At 66.9% G+C, this 7,418-nt stretch carries 7 protein-coding genes; 2 read left to right on the forward strand and 5 right to left on the reverse strand.

From position 1 onward, the window contains the following. A partial coding sequence (locus TW83_RS12345) for an OmpA family protein (RefSeq protein WP_045983080.1) occupies nt 1-1,657 on the forward strand: 1,657 nt, incomplete at its 5' end. Nucleotides 1,658-1,718: 61 nt separating this feature from the next. Here the strand turns inward: TW83_RS12345 and TW83_RS12350 are convergent. Beyond that, nucleotides 1,719-3,563, reverse strand: a complete 1,845-nt coding sequence (locus tag TW83_RS12350; RefSeq protein WP_045983081.1) for an ABC transporter ATP-binding protein — start codon at nt 3,561-3,563, stop codon at nt 1,719-1,721. A 146-nt stretch (nt 3,564-3,709) separates the two neighbouring features. Here TW83_RS12350 and TW83_RS12355 point away from each other — a divergent pair, with 146 nt between their 5' ends. Next, nucleotides 3,710-4,210: a DUF892 family protein gene (locus TW83_RS12355; RefSeq protein WP_045983082.1), complete on the forward strand. Its 501-nt coding sequence runs from the start codon at nt 3,710-3,712 to the stop codon at nt 4,208-4,210. Nucleotides 4,211-4,254: 44 nt separating this feature from the next. Here the strand turns inward: TW83_RS12355 and TW83_RS12360 are convergent, their stop codons facing one another. The 4 genes from TW83_RS12360 to TW83_RS12375 all read right to left on the reverse strand — a co-directional run bounded on the left by TW83_RS12360 (nt 4,255) and on the right by TW83_RS12375 (nt 7,195). Continuing rightward, nucleotides 4,255-5,829: a GMC family oxidoreductase gene (locus TW83_RS12360; RefSeq protein WP_045983083.1), complete on the reverse strand. Its 1,575-nt coding sequence runs from the start codon at nt 5,827-5,829 to the stop codon at nt 4,255-4,257. An 11-nt stretch (nt 5,830-5,840) separates the two neighbouring features. Further along, nucleotides 5,841-6,362 carry a twin-arginine translocation pathway signal gene (locus TW83_RS12365; RefSeq protein ID WP_045983084.1) on the reverse strand — a complete coding sequence of 174 codons (522 nt, stop codon included), beginning with the start codon at nt 6,360-6,362 and terminating at the stop codon, nt 5,841-5,843. 57 nt (nt 6,363-6,419) lie between these two features. Next, nucleotides 6,420-6,815 (reverse strand): VOC family protein, encoded by a 396-nt coding sequence (locus TW83_RS12370; RefSeq protein WP_045983085.1) that lies wholly within the window; start codon nt 6,813-6,815, stop codon nt 6,420-6,422. A 92-nt stretch (nt 6,816-6,907) separates the two neighbouring features. Continuing rightward, nucleotides 6,908-7,195: a ribbon-helix-helix domain-containing protein gene (locus TW83_RS12375; protein ID WP_045983086.1), complete on the reverse strand. Its 288-nt coding sequence runs from the start codon at nt 7,193-7,195 to the stop codon at nt 6,908-6,910. Nucleotides 7,196-7,418: the final 223 nt, after the last annotated feature.

A 7,418-nucleotide genomic window follows, 5' to 3' on the forward strand; every position in this document is an offset into this window, starting at 1 on the left:
GCCCGCCGCAGAGGCCCCGGCCGCCGGCGATGCCGCGCCGCGCGCCAACCCGCAGCGCGAGGCGCCTCCTGCCGCCGACGCTCCGGCAGAGGCTCGTCCGAACGCACGCCCTGCCGCGCAGAACGACCAGCAGCCGGCGGATGCCGCTGAAGAACCCGTCGGAAGCGACCTCGACGCCCTGACCGAGCAGTTGCGCGCGCAGGAGCAGGGCGAGCAGCCCGCAGCCGATCCGGCCGCGACGGCCGATGCACCTGCGGAACCCGCAGCGCCTGCGGCTCAGGGTGGCCTGACCTTGGCGACCGGTGCAACGCAGGTCGAACGCGCTGGCGCCCTGCCGGGTCTGGCCGGAGTGTTGACGCAGGAGGTGCAGGGTGGCCTGGACACCTCGGCGCTGACCTGTCTGGACGGCAGCGCGTTCCCCTGTGCGGATGGCGGTCGTGCGATGACCCCGAACGGTGTTGTCGTCGAGACCAATGAGGCGGGCGAGCTGCGCCTGGCCCCGACCGAGGCGCAGATGTACCGCGTCGGCCAGAACGGAGAGATGATCCGTCGCGCCGCCGAAGAGGACACCGTCGAGACCGAGGCATCGCGCGAGGCTGCCCAGGCGACCGCACCGGCCACCGCGGCGGCGCTGGACGCAGCCGATGGATCGGGCGAGATCACCGAGCAGCAGGTGACCGAGGAGAACGCCCGGTCGTCGTCCGAGGACTTCACCACCAGCCTGCGCGACGCGCTGGCGGGCGCCACCGGTCAGCCTGCACCGCAGGCCGAGGAGGAGGACGACGACAACCGCCTGCGCAATGCCCTGCTGCTGGGTCTGGGTGCCGTGGCGGTCGGGTCCTACCTGAACAACAACCGCCAGGTTGCGCTGTCCGCGCCGGACCGCGTCGTCGTTACCCGCGCCGATGGCAGCCAAGAGGTCATCAAGGACGAGGTCGCCCTGCTGCGCCAGCCCGGCTCGACCGTGCAGACCGAGAATTTCGACGACGGTTCGTCGCGCACCATCGTGACACGCCAGGACGGCAGCCGCGTTGTGACCATCCGTGACGCGAACCTACAGGTGCTGCGCCGCACCCTGGTCAGCGCCGACGGCACGACCACGCAGCTGATCGACGACACCGCCGACGTGCAGCCCGTCGATATCGGCGCCCTGCCCGCCCCCGCCCCCGTCCAGACCGGCAATGCGCCCCTGAACGAGGATCAGCTGCGCGAGGCCCTGCTGCGCGAGGCGAATGTCGACCGCCGCTTCACGCTGTCCCAGATCCGCAACATCCCCGAGGTGCGGGCGCTGGTGGCGCCGGTCAACATCGATGCGATCACCTTCGATACCGGCTCTGCCGCGATCCGGTCGGATCAGGCGCAGCAGTTGCAGGGCTTGGGTCGTGCGATCCAGGACCAAATCGCCCAGAACCCGCAGGAGATCTTCATGATCGAGGGTCATACCGATACGGTCGGGTCGGACGCCGCCAACCTGGCGCTGTCGGACCGTCGTGCGGAATCGGTGGCGCTGGCACTGACCGAGTACTTTGACGTGCCGCCGGAGAACCTGGTGACCCAAGGCTATGGCGAGCAGTTCCTGCGCGTCCGTGCCGAGGGCGACATCCGCGACAACCGCCGCGCCTCGGTCCGCCGGATCACCGACCTGCTGGCGCAGTAAGCGCACCACCGAAACGACGGAGGCCCCGGCATCGCGCCGGGGCCTTTTTCACGTCCTGCCCTCAGTCCGCGGCCAAGAAACCGCCGGACTGGCGGTGCCACAGCCGGGCGTACAGACCGTCGCGTTCCAGCAGTTCGGCATGGCTGCCCTGTTCGACGATCCGGTCCTGGTCCATGACCACCAGCCGGTCCATCGCGGCGATGGTGGAAAGGCGATGCGCGATGGCAATGACCGTCTTGCCCTGCATCAATGCTTCCAGCCGGGACTGGATCGCGGCCTCGACCTCGCTGTCCAGGGCGCTTGTGGCCTCGTCCAGGAACAGGATCGGCGCGTTCTTCAACGCGACCCGCGCGATGGCGATGCGCTGGCGCTGGCCGCCCGACAGCTTGACGCCGCGTTCGCCCACATGCGCATCAAGCCCATGCCGGCCCTGGCTGTCGGACAGCGACGGGACGAACCCGTCCGCCTCGGCCATGCGCAGGGCGTGGTCGATCTGATCCGGGGTCGCGTCGGGGCGGCCATAGGCGATGTTCTCGCGCACCGACCGGTGCAGCAGCGAACTGTCCTGCGTGACCACGCCGATGGCCGCGCGCAGGCTGTCCTGGGTCACCTGCGCGATGTCCTGGCCGTCGATGGTGATGCGCCCCGCGTCGATGTCGTGAAAGCGCAGCAGCAGGTTGATCAGCGTCGATTTTCCCGCGCCCGACCGGCCCACCAAGCCCACCCGTTCACCGGGCTGCAGATGCAGCGTCAGGTCGTCCAGCACCGCCATCGGCTGCGCCCCCGCAGCACCGCCATAGCGGAAGGTGACGTTGTCGAACCGCACCGCCGCAGGACCGGGCAGCAGGGGCTGCGCCCCCGGCGCGTCGCGCACCTCTCGTGGCAGGGACAGGCTGGTGATGCCGTCGCGCACGGTGCCGATATTCTCGAACAGGGCGGCGAATTCCCACATGATCCAGTGCGACATGTTGTTCAGCCGCAGCGCCAGCGGCACCGCGATGGCGACCGCCCCGACCGCGATCAGCCCCTGCGTCCACAGCCACAGCCCCAGCCCGGCCACCGCCGCGACCAGCCAGACGTTGAGCAGGTTCAGCACCATGTCCTGCAGGCTGGACAGGCGCATCTGCGCGTGGACGGTGCCCAGGAACCGGTCCATGCCCTGGTGCATCCACGCCTCCTCCCGGTCGGAGTGAGAGAACAGCTTGACCGTCGCGATGTTGGTATAGCTGTCGACGATGCGCCCGGTCATCGCGCTGCGGGCATCGGCCTGTTCCTGCGCCACGCGGCCAAGGCGCGGCACGACATACCACAGCAGCGCGCCGTAGGCCGCGGCCCAGACCAGGAAGGGCAAGGCCAGACGCCAGTCCTGGCTGGCAGCCAGCACCATCGCGCCCAGGAAATAGATCAGCACATAGCTGCCCACGTCCATGATCTTCATGGACACCTCGCGCACGGCCAGCGCGGTCTGCATCAGGCGCTGCGCGATGCGGCCCGCGAATTCGTCCTGGAAATAGCCGACCGACTGGCGCAGCAGCCAGCGATGTGCCTGCCAGCGGATGCGCTGCGGGAAATTGCCCATCAGCGACTGGTGCAGGACCAGCGATGTCACCACGTTCAGCGCCGGCATCACCACCAGCAGCACCAGCGCCATCAGCGCGATGCTGCCGCCATGACGGTCCCAGAAGACCTCTCGCGGGGTGTCGGCCAGCTGGTCGATCAGCTGCCCCAGCCAGCCGAACAGCGCCACCTCGATCAGCGCGATCAGGCCCGATCCCACGGCCAGCAGCACCAGCCAGGGCAGCGTGCCGCGGCTGTAATGCAGCACGAACCGCCACAGACCCGACGGGGGCATGGTCGGGGTCTGGTCGGGATAGGGGTCGATGCGTCGTTCGAACCACGCGAACATGGGGATGTCCTCCGCTGCTGAAGGGGCCGCAGTGCTGACCCGGACGGCCCGCAAAGTCAAGCGCGCAGGGGCGATCTTTGCCATCGCGATGGAACGGGGCGGGCCGGGGATCGTTGGTCATCCAGCACCATCAGAAAGGCCGTATCATGACCATGAATTCCCTCAAGGATCTGTATCTGGACCAACTGCAGGACTTGTATTCCGCCTGCAAGCAGTCCATGCCCGTCGTGACCGAGATGGGTCGCGTCGCCAAGTCGCGCGAACTGGCCGAGGCGCTGATCGCCGGCAACGAAGGCATCGCCCGCGGCATGGAGCATCTGGCGACCCTGTGCAGCCAGCACGGCGTCGACCCCACCGGAGAGCACTGCAAGGGCATGGAAGGTCTGGTGACCGAGGCCCGCAAGCACGCGCTGCAGGCCGATTTCGGTGATGACGACGTCCGCGACGCGGCCATCGTCACCCAGTATCAGCGCCTGACCCATTACGCGATCGCGGGCTATGGCTGCGTACGCAGCTTTGCCAACCGCCTGGACCTGGATGCCGATGGCGGCGTTCTGCAGGAATGCTTGGAGAGCACCCGCGACGGCGACAAGCACATGACCCGCATCGCCGAGGGCGGCGTCAACCAGAAGGCCGCCAACGGTTGATCCACCACGACCGCCCGGAGGACACCCCGGGCGGTCGTCTTTCCTCAGATCGTGCCCGCGGCCATTTCCTTGGCGATATGGTCGGCCTGACGGATCGCCAGCGCGACGATGGTCAGGGTCGGGTTTTCCGCCGCGCCCGTCGTGAACTGGCTGCCATCGGATACGAACAGGTTCGCGATGTCGTGCGTCTGTCCCCATTTGTTGACCACGCCGTCCTCCGGCCGCTCCGACATGCGGTTGGTCCCAAGGTTGTGCGTGGAAGGATAGGGTGGCGTCGGCAGGGTCCGCGTGGCCCCCATCGCCCGGTACATCGCCTGCCCCCGCTCATAGGCGTGATTGCGCATCGCCACGTCGTTGGGATGATCGCTGAAATTCACGTTGGCGACCTTCAGGCCGAACTTGTCGACCGTGTCCGACAGGGTGACGCGGTTCGTCTCCTGCGGCATGTCCTCCCCGACGATCCACAGCCCGGCCATGTATTCGTACTGATCCAACGCGGTCGTGAACTCTCGCCCCCACCGTCCGGGATCCATGAAGGCCGCCATGAAGGGCAGGCCCAGGGCCAGCGTCTCCAGCTCGTAGCCACCGACGAATCCGCGTTCGGGGTCGTGATGCGCCTCGTCCTGCATGATGCCTGCCATGGTCGTGCCCCGCCACATCCGCACCGGTTTCTCGAAGATGCCATAGACCGACCCGGTGGTGTGCCGCATGTAGTTGCGGCCCACCTGACCGCTGCTATTGGCCAGACCGTCGGGGAACATCTCGCTGGCCGAATTCAGCAGCAGGCGCGGGCTTTCAAAGCTGTTGCCCGCCACGGCCACGATACGCGCAGCCTGAAACTGCAGGGCGCCGTCCTTGTCGAAATACTCGACCCCTGTGACGCGGCCTTCGTCATTGTGCAGGATGCGGGCCACATGGGCGTGGTCGCGCACCTCCAGGTTGCCAGTGGCCTCACCCTTTGGGATGTCGGTATAGGCCGACGACCATTTGGCGCCCCATTTGCAGCCCTGGAAACAGAACCCCGTCTGCTGGCAGGCCGGCCGTTCGTCATTGTCGATGCTGTTGATCGCCATGCGCCCGGTGGACACCTCGGTATAGCCGACGGCCTTGGCCCCCGCCTCGAACACCTTGTAGTTGTTGCTGCCGGGCAGGCCCGGAAAGTCGCCGGTTCGGGTAACGGCCAGCTTGGCCTCGGCCTTCTCGTACCAGGGCGCCATCTCGGCCGCGTCGATGGGCCAGTCCAGCAGGTTCGCCCCCTCGACCGCGCCATAGGTGGTCAGGGCCTTCCATTCATGCTCCTGGAACCGGAGCGAGGCGCCCGCCCAATGGGTCGTGGTGCCGCCGACCGCCTTGACGATCCAAGCGGGCAAGCCACTGAAATCCTTGGCCACGCGCCAGTCGCCGCTGGTCGTGCGCGGATCGGTCCAGGCCAGCTGGCCAAAGCTTTCCCATTCGTCGTTGATATAGTCTTCGGGCAGATAGCGCCCGCCCGCCTCCAGCGCCACGACCTTGACGCCCTTCTGCGCCAGTTCGTTGGCCAGCACGCCGCCGCCCGCGCCGGTGCCGATGATGACGACCACGCTGTCGTCGGTCAGTTCGAATTTCGCTGCCGTAGCCATGATCCGCCCCCTTACAGCCAGTCGATGTCGTCAAAGCCACGATAGATGTAGCCGCCCTGGGAGAAGCTCTCTCCCTCATAGCCGAAGATCGGCCAGACCTCTTTCTGGTTGTAGAGACCGGTCACCAGCCCGCCCCGGACGGTCTGGAAGAACGCGCTGTCCTCCATCCGGCGCAGGATCGCCACACGGTCCTGCTCCCACCCGATCGAGACATAGTCGTCATGCCCGGCCGCCTGCGCGGCGGCGTCCAGCGCGGCGATGCCCTCGGCCACCATGGGCTGGTTCTCGGCGGTGTCGTATCCCTTGATCGCGATCGCATAGAAGCGGTCGCCCACGCGGTCATGCGGATAGATGTCGCGGGCCATCTGCAGCAGCGTGGCCATCTCGTGCTCGCTGATCGCGATCACCTCGACGGCCCAGGCCGCGTCGGGGGCCGCGATGAAGCCTGCGCCGGCCACTGCCAGCGCGCCGACTGCGACGGCCCGCGACAGCAGCGCCCGACGGGTCAGGCCCTTGGTCGTTGGTTCAGACATGGGTTCCTCCTCCCTTGATGTGGTCCCGCGCCCCCTCCCAAGGGCGCGGCAGGCTGATCAGCTGTAGCGGCCGCCCCGCTGCAGGACCTCGATCTCGTATCCGTCCGGGTCCTTGATGAAGAAGAAGCGGGCGATCACCTCGCCGCCCGGCGCGAAATCGACCAGCTTGCGGGGGGCAAAGCCGATCTCCTCCAACCGGGCGTGGGTCGCGTCGACATCGTCGACTGAAAAGGCCACGTGCCCATAGCCGTCGCCCAAGTCATAGGGCTCGGTTCGGCCCTTGTTGACGGTCAGCTCCAGCTCGGTCCCGCTTTCGCCATTGGACAGGTAGATCAGCGTGAATTTCTCGAAATCCAGCCGCTCGGCCACCTTAAGTCCAAAGCAGCGGTCATAGAAATCGACCGAGGCCGCCTCGTCCAGAACGCGGATCATCGAGTGGATGTACTTGGCCATCTGGCCCTCCCTGCACGTGTCTTGCCTGATCGAGGCTAGGGGCTTGGGGACGGGCCGGGTAGTATCGGATTACTACAGCGAAAATATTCGCGTCACTCCGCGGCGATGGCCGGGGCGACGTCGTCCTCGCCCAGATAGATCGTGCAGGCGCAGCGCAGCAGCGAGGTGAAGTTTCGCGCCTCTCCGTGCAGCTCCAGCACTTCGGAGTGCAGCTTGGAGATGAAGGCGGGCGTCGTCACGCCTTCGCGGGCGGCGATGCGGTCGAGGATGCACCAGAATGCGCGCTCCAGCCGGATCGATGTCGACTGGCCGTTCAGGCGCAAACGGCGGGTGACGGTTTCATAGCGGTCCGGGTGCTGCCCGGCAAAGATCTGGCACATCAGCTTGATCTTGTCCTGTTCCTGACCTGCAGTCTCGCGCGCGGCCCCACTTCGGTCAACGCGACTTTTTGGTCATGTCATCCATATTGGCACCGTCGCCAGACACAAACGACAAGGGCCACCCCGAAGGGTGGCCCTGTCCGCCGCGATATCCCCGAAAGGATCATCCGGCAGCATCAGCATTCCTTGGCCCGCTTGGGCCTTGGATCACTTGATGATCTTG

Source organism: Paracoccus sp. S4493 (assembly GCF_000967735.1).
In the GTDB taxonomy this organism is placed as follows: domain Bacteria; phylum Pseudomonadota; class Alphaproteobacteria; order Rhodobacterales; family Rhodobacteraceae; genus Paracoccus; species Paracoccus marcusii.

Coding starts and splice junctions, on each gene's coding strand:
- TW83_RS12350 (WP_045983081.1), bottom strand. CDS start 3,563: ATGTTCGCGTGGTTCGAACGACGCATCGACCCCTATCCCGACCAGACC.
- TW83_RS12355 (WP_045983082.1), top strand. CDS start 3,710: ATGACCATGAATTCCCTCAAGGATCTGTATCTGGACCAACTGCAGGAC.
- TW83_RS12360 (WP_045983083.1), bottom strand. CDS start 5,829: ATGGCTACGGCAGCGAAATTCGAACTGACCGACGACAGCGTGGTCGTC.
- TW83_RS12365 (WP_045983084.1), bottom strand. CDS start 6,362: ATGTCTGAACCAACGACCAAGGGCCTGACCCGTCGGGCGCTGCTGTCG.
- TW83_RS12370 (WP_045983085.1), bottom strand. CDS start 6,815: ATGGCCAAGTACATCCACTCGATGATCCGCGTTCTGGACGAGGCGGCC.
- TW83_RS12375 (WP_045983086.1), bottom strand. CDS start 7,195: ATGTGCCAGATCTTTGCCGGGCAGCACCCGGACCGCTATGAAACCGTC.